Origin of the sequence: Burkholderia sp. Ac-20344 (genome assembly GCF_017104975.1) — a bacterium.
In the GTDB taxonomy this organism is placed as follows: domain Bacteria; phylum Pseudomonadota; class Gammaproteobacteria; order Burkholderiales; family Burkholderiaceae; genus Burkholderia.
In genome coordinates this window covers 1-17,699 of record NZ_JAAGPP010000007.1, presented here as the reverse complement: position 1 = coordinate 17,699, position 17,699 = coordinate 1, and the positions used below count along the sequence as shown (strand labels likewise).

General features: G+C 67.4%; 19 protein-coding genes. 8 read left to right on the top strand and 11 right to left on the bottom strand.

Features of this window, described 5'->3' with window-relative positions; genetic code table 11:
- Positions 1 to 14: 14 nt before the first annotated feature.
- Positions 15 to 548 carry a 2,4'-dihydroxyacetophenone dioxygenase family protein gene (locus tag G3N64_RS04105; RefSeq protein WP_205782510.1) on the bottom strand — a complete coding sequence of 178 codons (534 nt, stop codon included), beginning with the start codon at positions 546 to 548 and terminating at the stop codon, positions 15 to 17.
- Positions 549 to 726: 178 nt separating this feature from the next.
- On the opposite strand from G3N64_RS04105, the gene G3N64_RS04100 reads away from it, so the two are divergent.
- Positions 727 to 1,719: a helix-turn-helix domain-containing protein gene (locus G3N64_RS04100; protein ID WP_205782509.1), complete on the top strand. Its 993-nt coding sequence runs from the start codon at positions 727 to 729 to the stop codon at positions 1,717 to 1,719.
- 33 nt (positions 1,720 to 1,752) lie between these two features.
- Here the strand turns inward: G3N64_RS04100 and G3N64_RS04095 are convergent, their stop codons facing one another.
- The 4 genes from G3N64_RS04095 to G3N64_RS04080 all read right to left on the bottom strand — a co-directional run bounded on the left by G3N64_RS04095 (position 1,753) and on the right by G3N64_RS04080 (position 6,685).
- On the bottom strand, positions 1,753 to 3,318 hold the full coding sequence (locus G3N64_RS04095; RefSeq protein ID WP_205782508.1) for a GMC family oxidoreductase N-terminal domain-containing protein: 1,566 nt from the start codon (positions 3,316 to 3,318) through the stop codon (positions 1,753 to 1,755).
- A 152-nt stretch (positions 3,319 to 3,470) separates the two neighbouring features.
- Complete coding sequence (locus G3N64_RS04090; RefSeq protein WP_205782507.1) at positions 3,471 to 4,445, bottom strand: helix-turn-helix domain-containing protein; 975 nt, start codon at positions 4,443 to 4,445, stop codon at positions 3,471 to 3,473.
- A gap of 287 nt (positions 4,446 to 4,732) precedes the next feature.
- Positions 4,733 to 5,680, bottom strand: coding sequence for an aldo/keto reductase (locus G3N64_RS04085; RefSeq protein ID WP_205782506.1), 948 nt, complete (start codon positions 5,678 to 5,680; stop codon positions 4,733 to 4,735).
- A 384-nt stretch (positions 5,681 to 6,064) separates the two neighbouring features.
- Positions 6,065 to 6,685, bottom strand: coding sequence for a LysE/ArgO family amino acid transporter (locus G3N64_RS04080; protein WP_205782505.1), 621 nt, complete (start codon positions 6,683 to 6,685; stop codon positions 6,065 to 6,067).
- Between the two features lie 109 nt (positions 6,686 to 6,794).
- Here G3N64_RS04080 and G3N64_RS04075 point away from each other — a divergent pair, with 109 nt between their 5' ends.
- Positions 6,795 to 7,688 carry a LysR family transcriptional regulator ArgP gene (locus tag G3N64_RS04075; protein WP_205782504.1) on the top strand — a complete coding sequence of 298 codons (894 nt, stop codon included), beginning with the start codon at positions 6,795 to 6,797 and terminating at the stop codon, positions 7,686 to 7,688.
- A 53-nt stretch (positions 7,689 to 7,741) separates the two neighbouring features.
- Here the strand turns inward: G3N64_RS04075 and fnr are convergent, their stop codons facing one another.
- The 3 genes from fnr to G3N64_RS04060 all read right to left on the bottom strand — a co-directional run bounded on the left by fnr (position 7,742) and on the right by G3N64_RS04060 (position 10,065).
- The gene (gene fnr, locus G3N64_RS04070; protein WP_175956992.1) at positions 7,742 to 8,488 is read right to left on the bottom strand and encodes a fumarate/nitrate reduction transcriptional regulator Fnr; all 747 of its coding nucleotides are present in this window, start codon (positions 8,486 to 8,488) and stop codon (positions 7,742 to 7,744) included.
- 103 nt (positions 8,489 to 8,591) lie between these two features.
- Positions 8,592 to 9,059, bottom strand: a complete 468-nt coding sequence (locus G3N64_RS04065; protein ID WP_205782503.1) for a universal stress protein — start codon at positions 9,057 to 9,059, stop codon at positions 8,592 to 8,594.
- A gap of 595 nt (positions 9,060 to 9,654) precedes the next feature.
- A complete protein-coding gene (locus G3N64_RS04060) occupies positions 9,655 to 10,065 on the bottom strand; it encodes a DUF3005 domain-containing protein (protein ID WP_205782502.1) in 411 nt (136 codons plus the stop codon).
- A 278-nt stretch (positions 10,066 to 10,343) separates the two neighbouring features.
- Between G3N64_RS04060 and G3N64_RS04055 the strand changes: the two genes are divergently transcribed.
- Positions 10,344 to 10,577 carry a hypothetical protein gene (locus G3N64_RS04055; RefSeq protein ID WP_114181230.1) on the top strand — a complete coding sequence of 78 codons (234 nt, stop codon included), beginning with the start codon at positions 10,344 to 10,346 and terminating at the stop codon, positions 10,575 to 10,577.
- 137 nt (positions 10,578 to 10,714) lie between these two features.
- Positions 10,715 to 11,635, top strand: coding sequence for a serine O-acetyltransferase EpsC (gene epsC / locus G3N64_RS04050; protein WP_174917940.1), 921 nt, complete (start codon positions 10,715 to 10,717; stop codon positions 11,633 to 11,635).
- Positions 11,636 to 11,670: 35 nt separating this feature from the next.
- Here the strand turns inward: epsC and G3N64_RS04045 are convergent, their stop codons facing one another.
- The 3 genes from G3N64_RS04045 to G3N64_RS04035 all read right to left on the bottom strand — a co-directional run bounded on the left by G3N64_RS04045 (position 11,671) and on the right by G3N64_RS04035 (position 14,122).
- Positions 11,671 to 12,474 (bottom strand): SDR family oxidoreductase, encoded by an 804-nt coding sequence (locus tag G3N64_RS04045; RefSeq protein ID WP_205782501.1) that lies wholly within the window; start codon positions 12,472 to 12,474, stop codon positions 11,671 to 11,673.
- Positions 12,474 to 13,106 carry a GTP cyclohydrolase I FolE gene (gene folE, locus G3N64_RS04040; RefSeq protein ID WP_205782500.1) on the bottom strand — a complete coding sequence of 211 codons (633 nt, stop codon included), beginning with the start codon at positions 13,104 to 13,106 and terminating at the stop codon, positions 12,474 to 12,476. Before folE ends, G3N64_RS04045 begins: the two co-directional genes overlap by 1 nt.
- A gap of 89 nt (positions 13,107 to 13,195) precedes the next feature.
- On the bottom strand, positions 13,196 to 14,122 hold the full coding sequence (locus G3N64_RS04035; protein ID WP_059523507.1) for a LysR family transcriptional regulator: 927 nt from the start codon (positions 14,120 to 14,122) through the stop codon (positions 13,196 to 13,198).
- A 164-nt stretch (positions 14,123 to 14,286) separates the two neighbouring features.
- On the opposite strand from G3N64_RS04035, the gene pobA reads away from it, so the two are divergent.
- The 4 genes from pobA to G3N64_RS04015 form a co-directional block, all read left to right on the top strand.
- Positions 14,287 to 15,519 carry a 4-hydroxybenzoate 3-monooxygenase gene (gene pobA / locus G3N64_RS04030; protein ID WP_205782499.1) on the top strand — a complete coding sequence of 411 codons (1,233 nt, stop codon included), beginning with the start codon at positions 14,287 to 14,289 and terminating at the stop codon, positions 15,517 to 15,519.
- 142 nt (positions 15,520 to 15,661) lie between these two features.
- The gene (locus tag G3N64_RS04025; RefSeq protein WP_043186141.1) at positions 15,662 to 16,378 is read left to right on the top strand and encodes a 3-oxoacid CoA-transferase subunit A; all 717 of its coding nucleotides are present in this window, start codon (positions 15,662 to 15,664) and stop codon (positions 16,376 to 16,378) included.
- 19 nt (positions 16,379 to 16,397) lie between these two features.
- On the top strand, positions 16,398 to 17,054 hold the full coding sequence (locus G3N64_RS04020; protein WP_034189746.1) for a CoA transferase subunit B: 657 nt from the start codon (positions 16,398 to 16,400) through the stop codon (positions 17,052 to 17,054).
- Positions 17,055 to 17,142: 88 nt separating this feature from the next.
- A partial coding sequence (locus G3N64_RS04015; RefSeq protein ID WP_241020770.1) for a lyase family protein occupies positions 17,143 to 17,699 on the top strand: 557 nt, incomplete at its 3' end.

The window sequence follows — 17,699 nt, the reverse complement described above, 5'->3', positions numbered from 1 at the left end:
AGCCTCGCCGCGCGTCAGCGGAACAGCTTCTCGATCGCTTGCGCGCCGAGGCCGACCTGCTCGTAGTGCGCCTTGCACATCGCGATGTACGAATGCACGTCGAAGTAGCCGTCGGGATTGCCTGCGTCGTCGAGCCAGATCAGCGGCCCCTTGACGATGAAGAACGCGCGCATCGGCTCGGGGTGATCGAAGGCGACGAGCGTGTGGCCTTCGCCCGGCGTCTCGTACACGAAATCGCCACGCGTCGCGGTCCATTCATGCTCCAGGTAGCCCCATTTCCCCGACAGCGTGTACGCGAACACCTCGTGCGGGTGATAGTGCCGGTTCACGAGCCCGGCTTCCTTCGCCATCAGGATGTCGCACCATTTGTTCTGCGACGGCGAGATCCACAGCGGCCGCGACGAAACCGTTTCGGTGAACGGAACGTAATAGCGCTCGTCGTCGGTGGCTGCGTTCGCGATGTACGCTTCGGGCAGCGCATCGGGCTTGAACGGATTGGCAATCGGCGGGATGTTTTGCCAGAATTCGGCTACGGCTTGGTCGACCACGGCTTGTCTCCTTGGGTATCGGTTGTCGTGGGCTCGACTTTAGCCAGCCGGTGCGCGCCGCTCTTGACTGGGCTGGACGAATTGCTTGACCGCGCCGGACATTGCATCGCACCAAAATCCGGACGAACCTTCCCCCAATCCGTGCGGCTCCGCACGACAGGCGCCCGCAGGAGGCGACGTGACGAATTCGACCGTTTTTTCCCGCACGCGAGGCTCGACGGCCGACGTGCCGGCGCGCGACAGGATGGCGTACTGGGATGCGTTCAATGCGGCGACGCTGGTCGGGCTGCGCTGTTCGTCGCTGTCACCGGCGGGGCTGGAGGTCGAGAAGACCGATATCGCGCTGCCCGGCCTCGGCATCGCGGATATCAGCGGCCGGGATCACGTGATCGAACGCAGCCCCGCGCTGGTGCGCCAGTTGCCGAAGGAGTCGCTGTTCGCGTGCCAGCTCCTGAGCGGGCGCGCGTATTTCATCCAGCGGGATCGCTGCCTGCTCGCGGACGCCGGCGATGTCGTCGTCTACGACACACGCGTGCCTTATCTGTTCGGATTCCTGACGCCGATGCGGCAGCTGTTGATCGATATCCCGATCACGACGTTCGACGAGCGGCTCGATGCGGAGCTGGCGGCACTGCCGCTGCGGATCGCGCCGAAGCCGGGCGCGGGCGCGATGCTCGGCGCGACGTTGCGCGCGAGCGTCGAGCGGTTCATGAAGGATCCGGTCGAGCGCGACGCCACGCGGTTCGCCGAACACACGCGCACGCTGATCGCCGAACTCATCGACGCGGAGGTGAACGGTGCGGGCGCATCGCGCGCGTCGCTGTCGTATCTGCTGACCGCGAAACAGTACATCGCAACGCACCTGGGCGACCCGGAGCTCGGGCCGCAGGCCGTCGCCGACGCGGTCGGGCTGTCGCTGCGGCATCTGGGCCGGCTCTTCGCGGCCGAAGGCGAGTCGATCACGCAGCACATCTGGTCGGAACGGCTGTCCCATGCGCATCGCGAGCTGACCGATGCGCGGCTGCGCAAGACGAGCGTCGGCGAAATCGCGTTTCGCTGGGGCTTCTCGAGCCAGGCGCACTTCAGCCGGGCGATTCGCGAGCGCTATGGTGCGTCGCCGATGGCGCTGCGCGAGGCGGCGCGGGCGGCGGGTGCTGATTCCGATAGGTGATGTGGCGGCGCGTGTCTCACGCGCCGCATTGCATTACTCCGCCAGCATGAACTCGGCACAGCGCTCCGCGATCATGATCGTCGGCGCGTTCGTGTTGCCGGACACGATGCGCGGCATTACCGACGCATCGCAAACCCGCAACCCGTCGACGCCTTGCACCGAGAGGCGTGGTGTGACGACCGCATGCTCGTCGTTGCCCATGCGGCAGGTGCCGGCCGGGTGATAGACGGTTTTCGCGCGGTGTCGCACGTAGTTGGCGAGTGCCGTATCGGTCAGCGACTCGGCTTCGCGCACGATCCGAGCGAGCGACGGCGCGCGGATGATCCGCCGCGCGAGCGCGACGCCGCGCACGAGGCCGTCCACATCGGCCGGGTCGGACAGCGCGCCGCTGTCGAACAGGATCGGCGCGGCCGGATCGTTGCCGCGCAATTGCACCGAGCCGCGCGAGCGCGGCCTGAGCAGGCACGGGTTGATCGACAGGCCGTGGCCGGGCAGCGGCTCGCGATCGACGTCGCCGACGAGCGTCGGCAGCACGTGGAACTGGATGTCCGGGCGGCCGCTGCCGGTGGTGTCGACGAACGCGCCGGATTCGACGACGTTCGACGTCAGCAGGCCCGTGCGGCACAGCATCCACTGCAGCCCGTGCCGCAACGCCTTCAGCCCGCGATCTTCGCCCAGCAGGCTGACGGGCGCGTGGCTGCGGCCGTAGATCGAAACTTCGAGGTGATCCTGGTAATTCGTGCCGACGTCGCGGCTGTCGTGCAGCACGTCGATGCCGTGCGCGTGCAGGTGCGCGCCGGGCCCGATGCCCGACAGCATCAGCAGCTTCGGCGTGCTCAGCGCTCCGGCCGCGAGCACGACGTCGGCGCGCGCGGTGGCCGAACCCGTCGCGCCGCTTTCCGTCCGCCATTCGACGCCGGCCGCACGCCGGCCGTCGAACCGGATGCGCGTGGCGCGGCAGCCGGTCAGCACGCGCAGGTTCGGGTGGCCGATCGCGTCGGCGAGATAGGTGGCCGCGGTACTGCCGCGCTGCCCGTCGAAGATCGTCGTGTGGTAGAAGCCGACGCCATGTTGCGCGGCGCCGTTGAAATCGTCGTTGTACGCGATGCCGGTTTCCTGCGCAGCCTTCACGAACGCGAGGCTCAACGGATGCCGGAAGCGCGTGTCGCCGACCTTCAGCGGCCCGTCGGTGCCGTGAAACGGCTCGGAGAGCCGCAGGTGCGATTCGGCGCGCCTGAACACGGGCAGCACGTCGTCCCAGCCCCAGCCCGTGCAGCCGAGCGCCGCCCAGTCGTCGTAGTCGTCACGCGTGCCGCGCACGTACAGCATCGCGTTGACCGAACTGCCGCCGCCGAGCGTGCGGCCCTGCGGCACGTAGGTCTTGCGGCCCGCCGCGCCGGCCTGCGGCTCGCTCTCGAACGTGACCGTGCGCCGCGTGCCGAGCACGCGGATGAACGTCGCCGGAATCCGGATGAACAGGCTGTCGTCCTTCGGGCCGTCCTCGAGCAGCAGCACGCGCCTGCCGGCCTTCACCAGCCGGTGCGCGACCGTGCAGCCGGCCGAACCGCCGCCGACGACGATATGGTCGTACGTCTCCATCCCGCTTCTTCTCCTTGCTGTCGGGCGGCGAAACGAGTGCCGCCGCGCAGGAAGCCAGCTTAGCGACCGCTATGCGGCCCCATTTGACCGGGACGGACGCCGTGCTTGCCTCGCAGGGACACGGCGGCGGGTGGTGGGCGGTAGGTGGTGGACTATCGCGCGTCGGCCGGCGCCGGCGCGCGGGTATCGCTCGGCGTCTCGCCGAAGCGTGCGCGATAGCTGCGGCTGAAGTGCGCGCTGTTGTTGAAGCCCCAGCGGAACGCGATCTCGCTGACAGTCAGGTGCTTCAGCGACCGGTCGCGCAGGTCGGCGCGGCAGCGTTCGAGCCGCCGCGCGAGGATGTAGCGCGTGAGCGGCATCCCTTCGATTTCGAATACGCGCGCGAGCTGGCGTGGCGACAGGTGGATCGCGCGGCTCACCGACCGGCTGTCGAGGTCGTCGTCGGCGAGATGGCTGTCGATGAACGCCTTGGCGCGCGACAGCGTATGGACGGTCGACTTGGACGGCGACGCGTCGCCGTCGCGCAGCCGCAGCATCGACTGCACGAGATCGAGGATCGCGGCGGCGTGCCGTTCGCGTGCGTCGGGCGCCGGCTCCTGCGGCGCGGCGAGCAGTGCGTACACCTGCCGCACGGCCCACGACGCGACACCGTCGCCACGATCGATCTTGACGAGGCTGCGGTAGCGCCACGGGCCGACGCGCGCCTCGAACACGTCGCGCGGCACGTCGAGCACGGTCATCGCCATGTCGGCGGGAAAGCCGTGACCGTACGGCATCGACGTGTCGTAGAGGACGAGGTCGCCGGGCCCGTGCTGCATGCAGTCGACATCCTGGAACGTATAGCCTTGCCCTGCGTGCATCAGGCAGATGAACACGGCGTCGCGCTGGTCCGCATGGATGTTGTGCGGCGTGCGCACGACCGCGTGCCGGTTCGCGACGATGTCGCATGCGCCGAACAGCCCGAGATCGCGCCTGCGCAGCGTCGCGTCGATCCCTTCGGACGACTTGCCGCTGCATTCGATCCGCACGAGCGTGCGTGCGACATGGTCGACCCAGAAGTCGACGCGTTCGTGGCCGCGTACGGCGCGCGTCGAGATCGTGGCGATCTCCGTGCTGGTGTCCGGCATGACGTTCTCCCAATGACCGCCCGAGCGGCGCAGTCTCGGGCACGACGGAGCGCGCGGTCAATCCGTGAAAGACCCGGGACCGGCGTGAGACGCGCTTGCAGCGGGGCGTTGCGGCTGCAAGCGCAATCGATGTCCGGCTGAGTCAACACAAGCGACCGTGCTGGTCAAAACACGATGGCGGTCTTGGTCTATGTGGTGTGCGGCGATACCGGCGCGCACATGACACAGGCCGGTCCCGGAACCGCGCGAATTGCGCGATCCGGTCGACCGGCCCGCTGCCGACGACTTCAGGCCGCGCTGGCCTCGTCGATCCGGCGAATGTCATCGTGATCGAGCTCAACGCGGATCGCTTCACCGAGCGATGCCAATTGCGCAAGCGACGTCGCGCTCGCGATCGGCGCGGTGATCGTCGGCCGCGCGATCTGCCATGCGAGTGCGATCGCGGCCGGCTGCGTGCCGTGCTTCGCCGCCACCGCATCGAGCGCCGCGAGAATGCGCAGCCCGCGTTCATTGAGATACCCGGCGACGCGATCGCCGCGCACGCTCTTCTTCAGGTCGGCCTCGCTGCGGTACTTGCCCGACAGGAAGCCGCTCGCGAGCGCGTAGTAGTTGACGACGCCGAGCTTCAGGTCGCGCACGACCGGCTCGAGATCGCGTTCGTAGTCGGCGCGATCGAGCAGGTTGTATTCGGGCTGGATGACCTGGTATGCGGGCAGGCCGTCGCGCTGGCTGATGTCGGCGGCTTCGCGCAGGCGTGCGCCGCTGTAGTTCGATGCGCCGATGATCCGCACCTTGCCCGCGTCGATCAGCGTTTGATAGGCGCCGAGCGTTTCTTCGAGCGGGGCCGTATCGGCGAGATCGCTGTGCGAGAAATACAGGTCGATGTAGTCGGTCTGCAGGCGGCGCAGCGAATCGTCGGCGGCTTTCAGGATGTTGTCCCGGGTCAGCCCCGCGCGCGCGGCCAGCAGGCCGACCTTGGTCGAGATCACGACCTGTTCGCGCTTGCCGGAACGCTTGAGCCACTTGCCGATGATCGTTTCCGATTCGCCGCCGCTGTTGCCGGGGGCCCAGGCCGAATAGACGTCGGCCGTGTCGATGAAGTTGATGCCGGTGTCGGCGAGCGCGTCGAGCAGCGCAAACGACGTGTTCTCGTCGACGGTCCAGCCGAAGACGTTGCCGCCGAACGCGAGCGGCGAAACCTGGATGGTCGACGTGCCGAGGGTGCGGTATGCCATGTTCTGCTCCGATAGCTGCGGGGTGACGGAATTGAACTGCGGGATGAGCCGAGACGACTACGGCGAGACGACGGGGTACGTGGCGTGGTCAGGCCGTTGTCGCGGGACGCCGGACATTCTCGCCCATCGCTCCGATTCGTGCAGGCGGCGCACCGTCGCAATGGCGGACGGCTTGCGGCAGATGGCGGACACCGCGTTCGCTATGTGCGTGTTTCGTGCGGCCGCGTTCGATCGGGCGCGAATTTTTGTCGAGGCGTGCGCGACGGGGCGCGGAATGGTGCGTGGGCCGAAGCGGGCGGGAGCGGGACGGTGGATGCTCCGGCGTTGCGCCAAAGCGGGCGGGACGACGGGCGGCGAGCGGCCGCCCGTGTGACGGTGCGCCGATCAGCGCAACTGCACGGCCGCGAGAAACAGCACCATGCTGCCGATCGCGCCATCCAGCACGCGCCACGCCACCGCCTTGCGGAACCACGGTGCCAGCAGTCGCGCACCGTAGCCGAGCCCGAGGAACCACACGACGCTGACCGTCATCGCGCCGATCGCGAACGCGAGCCGCGCGCCTTCCGGCTCGCGTGCACCGGCCGTGCCGATCAGCAGGAACGTGTCGAGATACACGTGCGGGTTGAGCCACGTGAACGCGAGCGTCATCAGCACGATCGCCAGGCCGCTCTGCGGCGGCGGCGCGACCGCGTCGCCGCGCACGTCGAGCGTTTCGTGGCCGGGCTTGAACGCACGGCGCAGCGCGTTGATGCCGAACCACGCGAGATACGCGAGGCCGCCGTACAGCACCGCGTGGACGAAGGTCGGATAGCGTTCGACGAGCGCCGATGCGCCGCCGACGCCCGCGCCGATCAGGATCATGTCGGACAGCGCGCACAGCAGCACGATCTTGCCGACATGCGAACGCATGATGCCTTGCCGCAGCACGAATGCGTTCTGCGCGCCGATGGTGACGATGAGCGATCCGCACAGTGCGGCGCCGTGGGAAAAAGCGAGCCAGTTCATAGGGGTGACAGGAGTAGAAGCAGTAGACGGATGAATCGGGTAGCGCTAGTCTGCGGTCAGCATGAAAATAAGAGAAGCTAAATCACCTAATGCAGATTAAGGAAATCTAATGCTCGACTACGCGTTGCTCGATGCCCTCGCGGCCGTGATCCGGCACGGCTCGTTCGAGCGGGCGGCCAAGGAGCTGAATGTCACGCCGTCGGCCGTGTCGCAGCGCGTGAAACTGCTGGAGGAGCGGGTCGGCAGCGTGCTCGTCAAGCGCGGGCAGCCGTGCGTCGCGACGACGTCGGGTGCGCTGCTGTGCCGGCACACCGAGCGCGTGCAACTGCTCGAGGCCGAGCTGGGCGGCCGGATGCCGGCGCTGCCGGGCCAGATCGCGAGCGCGTGGCCGACGTTGCGCGTGGCCGTCAACGACGACAGCGTCGCGACGTGGTTCATCGACGCGGTCGGGCCGTTCTGCACGGAGCGCGAGACGTTGCTCGACCTCGTGATCGACGACCAGGATTACACGGCGTCGCGCATTCGCGACGGCAGCGTGCAGGGCGCGGTGACCGCGCAGGCCGAGCCGATCCAGGGGTGCCGGTCGGAGCGGCTCGGGCGCATCCGCTATCGCGCGGTGTGCTCGCCGGCGTTCTACGAACGCTACTTCGGCGCGGGCATCACGCGCGATGCGCTGCGCCGCGCGCCGTGCGTGATGTTCAATCCGAAGGACGGGCTGCAGGCGCGTTTCATCCGGCGCGTGACGCGCGCGGATCTCGATCCGCCGCAGCACTGGATACCGCACGTCGCGGGCTACCTGCGTGCGTGCGAAACGGGATTGGGATGGGGAATGTGTCCGGACCGGATGGTCGACCGCCAACTGGCGGCGGGCGAACTGGTCGACATGTCGCGCGGGCGAACCGTCGACATCGATCTGTACTGGCAGAGCTGGCGCCTGTCGATCGGCTGGCTCGACGATTTCAGCGCGGCGCTGAAGGCGCGCGCCGCGCTGTTTCTCGACTGACCGGCGACGCGAGGCGGGCGGCGCGCAGGATGCGCGCGCCGTGCGGCATTACATCAGACGTGATGCAGGCCGTCGAAGTCGACGATCTGGACGTGGCGGCCCTGCATTTCGATCAGGCCGCGCTTCTGGAATTTCGACAGCGTGCGGCTGACCGTTTCGAGCGTCATGCCGAGGTAGCTGCCGATGTCTTCGCGCGTCATCCGCAGGTTGAATTCCGACGGCGAGTAACCGCGCTTCAGGTAGCGCGACGAGACGTCGAGCAGGAAAGCGGCGACGCGTTCTTCGGCATTCAGCGAACCGAGCAGCATCGTTTGCGACGTTTCGCGCACGATCTGTTCGCTCATCAGCTTGTGCATGCGCAGCTGCATCGAACCGGCTTCCGAGCACAGCGCCTTGAGCGCGCTGTACGGAATCACGCAGACGGAGCTGTCTTCCAGCGCGACTGCGGTACGCGGATGCGTGTCGTCGCAGATGCCGTCGAGGCCGAGTGCTTCGCCCGCAAGATGCAGGCCGGTGACCTGCTCGCGGCCGTCGTGACGCGTCGCGACGGTTTTCAGCGAACCCGAACGCACCGCGTACAGGTTGTCGAATGCGTCGCCTTCGCGGAACAGCGCTTCGCCGCGCTTGACGGGGCGCGCCGCGCAGATGACCGACTCGAGGCGACTGAGCGCTTCGGGCGCGAGGCCCTGCGGCATGCACAGGTGCCGCATGGCGCACGACGAGCAGTGCGCGGCCTGGCGAGGAGCCCAACTGCCGGCATGAGGCGTGGCGGCGGGACGTGTGGCGACGGGCGTCAGCATGATCGTTTACTCCGGCATTGAATCGACGAAATCATTGTCCCACCGCAACTTGCCGCTGTCGGGTGACAAAACGTCGCGACCGGCCGCGCGTGGCGAGCGCCGTTCACGCGGCCGGCTCGTCGACGTTGGCGGCCGCCGGAATCAGCAGCACGGGCAGTGTCGCGTGGCGCACGCACTGCTCGGCGATGCTGCCGAGCACGAGACGGCGGAACCCGCGGCGGCCGTGCGTGCCGAGCACGAGGAGATCGGCGCCGAATGCTTTCGCGCCGTCGAGGATCAGCGACGACACGTCGTTGATCGACGTCGCTTCGCTCAGCCGCGTCTCGCCTTTCACGCCGGCTGCCTGCATCAGCGCGGTGAAATCCTTCGCGAGTGCTTCGCCCTGCGCGACGAGCTGATCGCGCAGCACGGACGGATCGTAACCGGGCACGTTGTAGTAGATCGCGGCGTTCTCGACGACGTAGAACGGTTGCAGTTCGGCACCGTGCGATTTCGCGAGCGCCAGCGCGGCATCGAACGCATGGCGGGACGTGTCGCTGCCGTCGACGGCAACCAGAATACGCTTGTACATAGTGTCTCCGAGTGGCGGGTTGAAACGAAGTCGGCCGGATGGCCGATCGGGCTGGGCAATGCGCAACGCTGCGAGGCAGAGTAAACCAATGAAAGGGACTTTGCAGTGAGGTGCCGGTCGTGCCGCGCGGCGCTGCCGCTTCGGTTTCAGCGACGCACGCCATGCACTTGGCGCATGCTGTGACGCGCGTCGTGCGACACGCGTTGAGGTGGTCACCGTCGTCCGCATCGTGGCCGGGATGGCATGCGCGAGCATCGGTGTCGCGTGCGGCATGCGGCACGCGCACGCGTCGCCGCGCCCGCCGATCGCATCGACACGGCGCGACAGTCACGCGGTGCATCGCCCGCATCGCCATTCAATCGCATTTGCGCCGTTTCGACATGACCTCGATCAACGAACGCATGTGCGTCGGTGCGATTCACGGCATGCATGAAGCCGCCGGTGCCGTTGCGCGGAATCGTTCGCTTTTGCAGCGTGCAGTTGCCGGTGCACGGCCGGCGCACGGCAGTAGCCGTGCGCGTGCGCCGATCCTCAGCCATCGGCTGTCGACCGATGCCGGCCCGCAAACGAACGATCGATTCAAACGCCGCGCCGGCTATCTCGGTACGGCGGTCAGCTCGAATACGCGCTCCGGCCGCCGCTGGTGGCCGGGCCAGTACGTGCTGCCGTACATTCGGTGGACGGGGCCGAACCGCGCATCGCTCATGGGCGGCGGCGCGTCGAAACCCTTCTCGATCACCACGTAGCCCGCACGCAGCGCGAACGCCGGATGATTGCCGCCGGGGCGGCTGTCGAAGCCGGCGAAGCCGTCGCCGGCTTCCGGCATCGCATTGACGAGCGACGCGTTGCTGCCCGTGATCTCGTCGGGCGAGATCGGCCCGCCGCCGGCGAGGCGCGACGCCTCGCGGTTCTTGCCGTCGGTGTCGACCGTGCTGTCGTGCGTGTCGTCGTTGTCGAGCTCGATGCTGCGTGGACGCGAACGATCGGTTTGGCCTGATGATTCCATCGCGGCTCTCCTCGCGGCGAAGCGTTCCGGATCGAAGCAAATCCCGTTCCGGGCGTGACGGGAAAAGGCGCGCGGGCGATCGCCGCGGTCGCGCGGCGCGCACTGATTTGTCGTGATTTATTTCAGCTAGAAGACGCGTTTTCTACAGAGTATGATTCTTTTCCTGCGAAGCGGCGACAGGGGATTCAGTCACGCCGCCTCTGCCCGCGCCGGGGCGCCGCAGCACCCTTAAAGACGGGTAGTGAACAACAAAGCAAGGGACTAGAGGTGGCGGATTCATGCAAGCGACTACTGCCTTCACGCACCGCGGTTATCTGTTGAACTGCGCGCCCGCGCGCGCCAGTGACGGTTCATTCAAGCCCTACGTCGTGATCTCCCGATCGAGCGACGGGGAGCTCGTTGCGAACCGTTTTTTTCCGATCGAGCTCCAGTTCAACGACGAAGGCGCCGCAATCGCGCACGCGCGCGACTGGGCCGTGCGATGGATCGACGCGAGCAGCATCACGATCTGACGCCGCCGCGATTCGGCACCATCGGCCGTCCGGCCGATCCCCGGCGTGCCGCTCCCGGACAAAAAACGCGGTAATCTTGCGGAACCCGTCACTTTATTAGCGGCCGTGCGATCGAGCGCGGCTGCCTGCATTGGCATATGTCGACATCACCCGCCCGTCAGTGGGGCCTCGAAGAAATCGTCGCCGGCTTGCGCGAGTCGCGCGAGGAACTCCATCGCACGCGCCATCCGCGCGGCATCCGCGAACTGCCGTCGCGCGATGCAATCTGCAAGATTGTGACCGGTTTGCGCGCGTCGATGTTTCCGACGCACTACGGCGCCCCGGATCTGACCGACGAAAGCGTCGACTTCTACGTCGGCCACACGCTCGAAAGCACGCTGCGCATTTTGTCCGAACAGATCCGCCGTGCGCTGCCGTTCCTGCCCGAGCATGCCGATACGCCGTTCGCCGAGCTCGACGAACGCGCGTTCGAGATCGCACGCGAATTCGGCCGGCAGTTGCCGGCGGTCCGCGCGCTGCTCGTCAGCGATATCCAGGCCGCGTATGCGGGCGATCCGGCCGCGCAGCACATCACCGAGATCCTGCTGTGCTATCCCGGCGTACTGGCGATGATGCACCACCGGCTTGCGCACGCGCTGCACCGGCTTGGGGTGCCGCTGCTTGCGCGGTTCATCAATGAAATCGCCCACTCGGCCACCGGCATCGACATCCACCCGGGCGCGCAGATCGGCCCGAGCTTCTTCATCGACCACGGCACGGGCGTCGTGATCGGCGAGACGGCGATCATCGGCGAGCGCGTACGCGTGTACCAGGCCGTCACGCTCGGTGCGAAGAGCTTCCCGGCCGATGGCGAAGGGGCGCTGGTCAAGGGCAATGCACGGCACCCGATCGTCGAGGACGATGTGGTGATCTACGCAGGCGCGACGATTCTCGGCCGCGTGACGATCGGGCGGGGCTCGGTGATCGGCGGCAACGTGTGGCTCACGCACAGCGTGCCGCCCGGCACGAGCGTCGCGCAGGGCAAGGTTCGCGAAGGCGGGAGCGCCGAGAAGCCGTAACGCGGCGCGCGGCCGGCTGCTACCGCGCGCGTCGGTCAATGCTTGCCGTCGGGCGCGCGGTGCTTGTACAGCACGTCCTGGTCGACGCGGATCAGGTTCTGTCCCGCATCGACGACGAAATCCACGCCGTTGTACGCGTTGCCCGTCAGCATCAGGATCGCGCTCGCGACGTCGTCGGGGCCCGCGATGCGCGCGAGCGGCGTCGATGCGCGGCTCGCGTGTTCGAAGTCGGCCGGTGTCTGGTCGTCGCTCGGCAGCATCAGCCCGGGGAACACCGCGTTCACGCGCAGCACCGGCGCGGACGACAGCGCGAGCATCTGCGTGAGGTTGCCGAGCGCGGCCTTCGCGACCGTATAACTGAAATGGTCGCGGTGAAAGTTTTCCTTGATCTTCTGGTCGACCACATTCACGACGACACCCTGCATACCGGCCGCGCGGGCCCGTTCGTAGAACGCACGCGTGAGCAGGATCGGCGCGCGGCAGTTGACGGCCCACGCCTGGTCGAACGCCGCGAGGTCGAAGCTCGGGAAATGGTCCTGCCAGAATACCGACGCGTTGTTGACGAGCACGTCGAGGCGCCCGAAGCGCGCATACACCTGATCGATCAGCGCGGTGATCTGCGCGGCATCCGATAGGTCGGCCTGCAACGCAACCGAATCGAGCCCGCGTTCGGCGATCGCGCGGGCGGCCGCCTGCGCGGCTTCGGCCGAGCGGTCGTAATGCACCGCGGTGCGATAGCCGTGCGCGGCGAAATACTCGGCGAACGCGCGCCCGGCGCGGCGCGCGGCGCCGGTTACGAGCACGACGGGCGCGCGCGCCGTTTGCTTCGTCGACTCCATTACGTATTCGTCAGGTTGACTGAAGAAGGATTCGCGACGATCGACAGGAATTCGCGCCGCGTCGACGGATCGGTGCGGAACGTGCCGAGCATGCGCGACGTGACCATCTCGACGCCCGGCTTGTGCACGCCGCGCGTCGAGATGCACTGGTGCGCGGCTTCGAGGATCACGCCGACGCCCTTCGGCTGCAGCACGTCGAACAGCGTGTCGGCGATCTGCACGGTCATCTTTTCCTGGATCTGCAGGCGCTTCGCGAACGCGTCGACGAGGCGCGCGAGCTTCGAGATGCCGACCACGCGATGGTTCGGCAGATACGCGACGTGCGCGCGGCCGATGATCGGCACCATGTGGTGCTCGCAGTAGCTTTCGAAGCGGATGTCCTTCAGCACGATCATTTCGTCGTAGCCGTCGACTTCGCTGAAGGTGCGCGCGAGGATGTCGCGCGGCTCCACCGCATAGCCGGCGAAGAACTGCTCATAGGCGCGCACGACGCGTGCGGGCGTGTCGATCAGGCCTTCGCGCGCGGGATCGTCGCCGGCCCAGCGCAACAGCACGCGGACCGCGTCTTCCGCTTCATCACGGCTCGGGCGGGATGCGGCCGGCTCGGGCCGCGCGGACTTCTTTTTACCCATCTATCTGCTCCATCGAATGCCGCCGCCGGGGCGGCGCGGAATCCGGGCATTGTTTCATGCTTTCGCCGGTCGCGTGCGGGCCTTGGCACTCACTTCGGCCATTCGTCCTGCTCGTCGTTGAACAGCGACGCAACCACGCCGCGCAGCCACGCGGTGCGCGGGTCGTTGTGGTACTTGCGATGCCAGTGCTGCTTCAGGTCGAAGCGCGGCAGTGCGAGCGGCGGCTCGACGGGCACGATGAACGCGTGCTCGGCCGCATACGCATAGCCGATCGCATGCGGCACCGTCGCGATCAGGTCGGTGCGGCTCAGGATGAACGGCAGGCTCATGAAGTGCGGCGTCTCGAGCACCGCGCGGCGCTGCATGCGCTGCTTCGCGAGATATTTCTCGAGCACCTCCTGGCTGCGGCCTTCGGCGCGCACCACCGCGTGCCCGCACGTGAGGAACTGCTCGACCGTGAACGGCGGCGCCTGTTCGAACGGATGGCCGCGCCGCATCAGGCACACGAACCGGTGCGTGAACAGCCGCTGCTGGAAGAAGTTGTTGCCGTCGAGATCGGGGAAGTAGCCGACCGCGAGATCGATCGACCCGGCTTCGAGGCCGCGCCCGACTTCGTCGTGCGCGAGCGAGACCGAGCGCAGGTTCGCGTGCGGCGCGCGCGTCGCGAACGCTTGCAGCAGCTTCGGCAGGAACACGATCTCGCCGACGTCCGACAGCGCGATCGAGAACGTATGCGTGCTCGCGGCCGGATCGAAATCGTGCGGCGCGACGAGGCCGCGCTCGATCTGCGCGAGCGCGTCGCGGGCCGCCGGCAGCAGCGCGAGCGCGCGCGGCGTCGGTTCCATCCCGCGCGACGTGCGCACGAACAGCGGATCGCCGAAATACTCGCGCAGCCGGCCGAGCGCCGTGCTCACGCGCGGCTGGCTCACGCCGAGCAGGTCGCCCGCGCGGCTCACGTTGCGCGTGTCGTCGAGCGCGACGAGGTAGGGAATGAGGTTCAGATCGAGCGTATCCATCGCCGGGCCGGTATCTTCAAAACGTATACAACATATCTCCTGAATCGCGTTGCCGCATAGTCGGGAAAGCGCTCAAATAGGTTCCATTACGCGAACCAATTAGCTTTGCATGGGGCCCGAGCAAGCGCTAAAGCGCCAACTCGGGCCGACACAGGAGACGAACAATGCGCACCCAGGTCGCCATCATCGGCGCCGGCCCGTCCGGCCTTTTGCTTTCCCATCTGCTGCGCCTGCAAGGCGTCGATGCCATCCTCGTCGAAGCGCGTTCGCGCGAATACTGCGAGAACCGCATCCGCGCCGGCGTGCTGGAACAAGGCACGGTCGACACGCTGAACGAAGCCGGCCTCGGCGACCGGATGCGTCGCGAAGGGCTCGAGCATCACGGCATCGAGCTGCTGTTTTCCGGCCAGCGCCATCGCATCGACCTGTCCGCGCTCACCGGCGGCCGCGCGATCACCGTCTACAGCCAGCACGAAGTGGTGCGCGACCTGATCGCGGCCGGCGTCGAGCATGGGCATCAGATGCATTTCGAAGTGAGCGACGTTGCGTTGCACGACGTCGAAGGCGAGCACCCGTTCGTCACGTTCAAGCATGCCGACGGCCGCGAAGACCGCATCGACTGCGACTACATCGCCGGCTGCGACGGCTTCCACGGCATCGCGCGCCAGACGATTCCGGCCGAGCGGCTGAACACGTTCGAGCGTGTCTACCCGTTCGCATGGCTCGGCATCCTCGCCGACGCGGCGCCGTCGCTCGACGAGCTCGTCTATGCCCATCACGACAACGGCTTCGCGCTGTTCTCGATGCGCTCGCCGACGGTCACGCGCCTGTACCTGCAGTGCAAGCCCGACGAGGACCTCACCGAATGGTCCGACGCGCGGATCTGGGACGAATTGCACACGCGCTTCTCGAACGACACGGGCTGGACGCCGACCGAGGGCCGGATCACGCAGAAAAGCGTGACGCCGATGCGCAGCTTCGTGTCGGAGACGATGCAGCACGGGCGCCTGTTCCTCGCCGGCGACGCCGCGCACATCGTGCCGCCGACCGGCGCGAAGGGGATGAACCTCGCGGTGGCCGACGTCCGCGCGCTGTCCCGCGCGCTCGGCGCGCGCTACCGCAACGGTGGCGCGACGCTGCTCGACACGTATTCGGCGACCTGCCTCGAACGCGTGTGGCGCGCCGAGCACTTCTCGTACTTCATGACGAACATGCTGCATGCGTCGCCGGACGATTCGCCGTTCGTCAATCGCCTGAAGTTTGCCGAGCTGAAATACGTGACGCGCTCGCGGGCCGCCGCGCAGTCGCTCGCCGAAAACTACGTCGGGCTGCCGTTCGACGATGCGACGGCCCCCGAGGGAACCCGCCTTGACAACGCGCTGTGCGCGACTCTATGATCGGCCCATCGTTCGCTAATCGAATCTAGGTTCGATTAGCGAACAAAACCGGGATCGACATCGGCCCCGGCGCGGCACGCGGCACGCGCGTGTCCCCTCGACAGGCCGCGCATCGAGCCGCGGGTTCGTATCAGGAAGAGACATGGTCAACAAGATTTTCGAATCGCTTCAGTCGGCGGTGGCCGACATTCACGATGGCGCGACAATCATGATCGGCGGCTTCGGCACGGCCGGCATGCCGTCCGAGCTGATCGACGCGCTGATCGAACAGGGCGCGCGCGACCTGACGATCGTCAACAACAACGCCGGCAACGGCGAGACGGGCCTCGCGGCGCTGCTGAAGGCGAAACAGGTGCGCAAGATCATCTGCTCGTTCCCGCGCCAGAGCGACTCGCAGGTGTTCGACGGGCTGTACCGCGCCGGCGAGATCGAGCTGGAGCTCGTGCCGCAGGGCAACCTCGCGGAGCGCATCCGCGCGGCGGGCGCCGGCATCGGCGGCTTCTTCACGCCGACCGGCTACGGCACCAAGCTCGCGGAAGGCAAGGAAACGCGCGTGATCGACGGCAAGCCGTACGTGTTCGAAACGCCGATCCACGCCGATTTCGCGCTCGTGAAGGCGTACAAGGGCGATCGCTGGGGCAATCTCGTGTATCGCAAGACCGCGCGCAACTTCGGGCCGATCATGGCCAGCGCCGCGAAGGTCGCGATCGTGCAGGTGTCGGAAGTCGTGCCGCTCGGCGCGCTGAACCCGGAACACATCGTGACGCCGGGCATTTTCGTCCAGCGCATCGTCGAGGTGCCGCAGGCCGCGCACGCGGCCGAGCTGGCCGCCGAACACGCCACGTCCCAAGCCGCCTGACTGCCTCGAGGAATTCGACATGAAACGACTGACCCGCGATGAAATGGCCAAGCGCGTCGCCCAGGACATCCCCGAAGGCGCGTACGTGAACCTCGGCATCGGCGTGCCGACGCTGGTGGCGAACCACCTCGACCCAAGCAAGGAAATCTTCCTGCACAGCGAGAACGGCCTGCTCGGCATGGGCCCCGCGCCCGCGCCCGGCGAGGAAGACGACGAACTGATCAACGCCGGCAAGCAGCACGTGACGCTGCTCACCGGCGGCGCGTATTTCCATCACGCGGATTCGTTCGCGATGATGCGCGGCGGCCACCTCGACTACTGCGTGCTCGGCGCGTTCCAGGTGTCCGCGACCGGCGACCTCGCGAACTGGCATACGGGTGCGCCCGATGCGATTCCGGCGGTCGGCGGCGCGATGGATCTCGCGATCGGCGCGAAGCAGGTGTTCGTGATGATGGAGCACCTGACGAAGCAGGGCGAGAGCAAGATCGTCGCGCAGTGCTCGTATCCGGTCACCGGCGTGCAGTGCGTGAGCCGCATCTATACGGATCTCGCCGTGCTCGACGTGACGGCCGATGGTCTTGCCGTGAGCGAGATCTTCACCGACCTGTCGTTCGACGAACTGCAGAAGCTGACCGGCGTGCCGCTGATCGACGCGACGCAAAAGGCCGCTGCCTGAACCGCGAGCGTGCCGGCGCGTGCGCTCGCGCGCATGCCGGCACGCTTGGGTGGACAATAGGCGCACGCCGTTTCCCCAATCTGATGCCATGCTCGAAGACAGCGCCCGCCTGACCTCCCTCATCTGCGGCACCGAGCCGCTCAACCGGATCTGGTCGCCCCGCGCGACGATCCAGCGGATGCTCGACGTCGAGGCCGCGCTCGCGCGCGCGCTCGCCGCGCAGCAGGTGATTCCCGCTGCCGCCGTCGCGCCGATCGAACGTGCGTGCGATGCCGGCCGGCTCGACGCCGACGCGCTCGCGCACGGCGCGGCGCTCGGCGGCAACCTCGCGATTCCGCTCGTCAAGCAGCTCACCGCGCAGGTGAAGGCCGACGACCCCGAGGCCGCGAAGTTCGTGCACTGGGGCGCGACGAGCCAGGACATCATCGATACCGCCACCGTGCTGCAGTTGCGCGACACGCTCGACGTGCTCGAGCCGATGCTCGAAGAAGCGTGCGCGTCGCTTGCGGCGCTCGCGCGCACGCATCGCGCGACGCCGATGATCGGCCGCACGTGGTTGCAGCAGGCCCTGCCGATCACGATCGGCCTGAAGTTCGCGCAATGGCTCGACGCGCTGCTGCGCCACCGTGCGCGCTTCGCCGAATA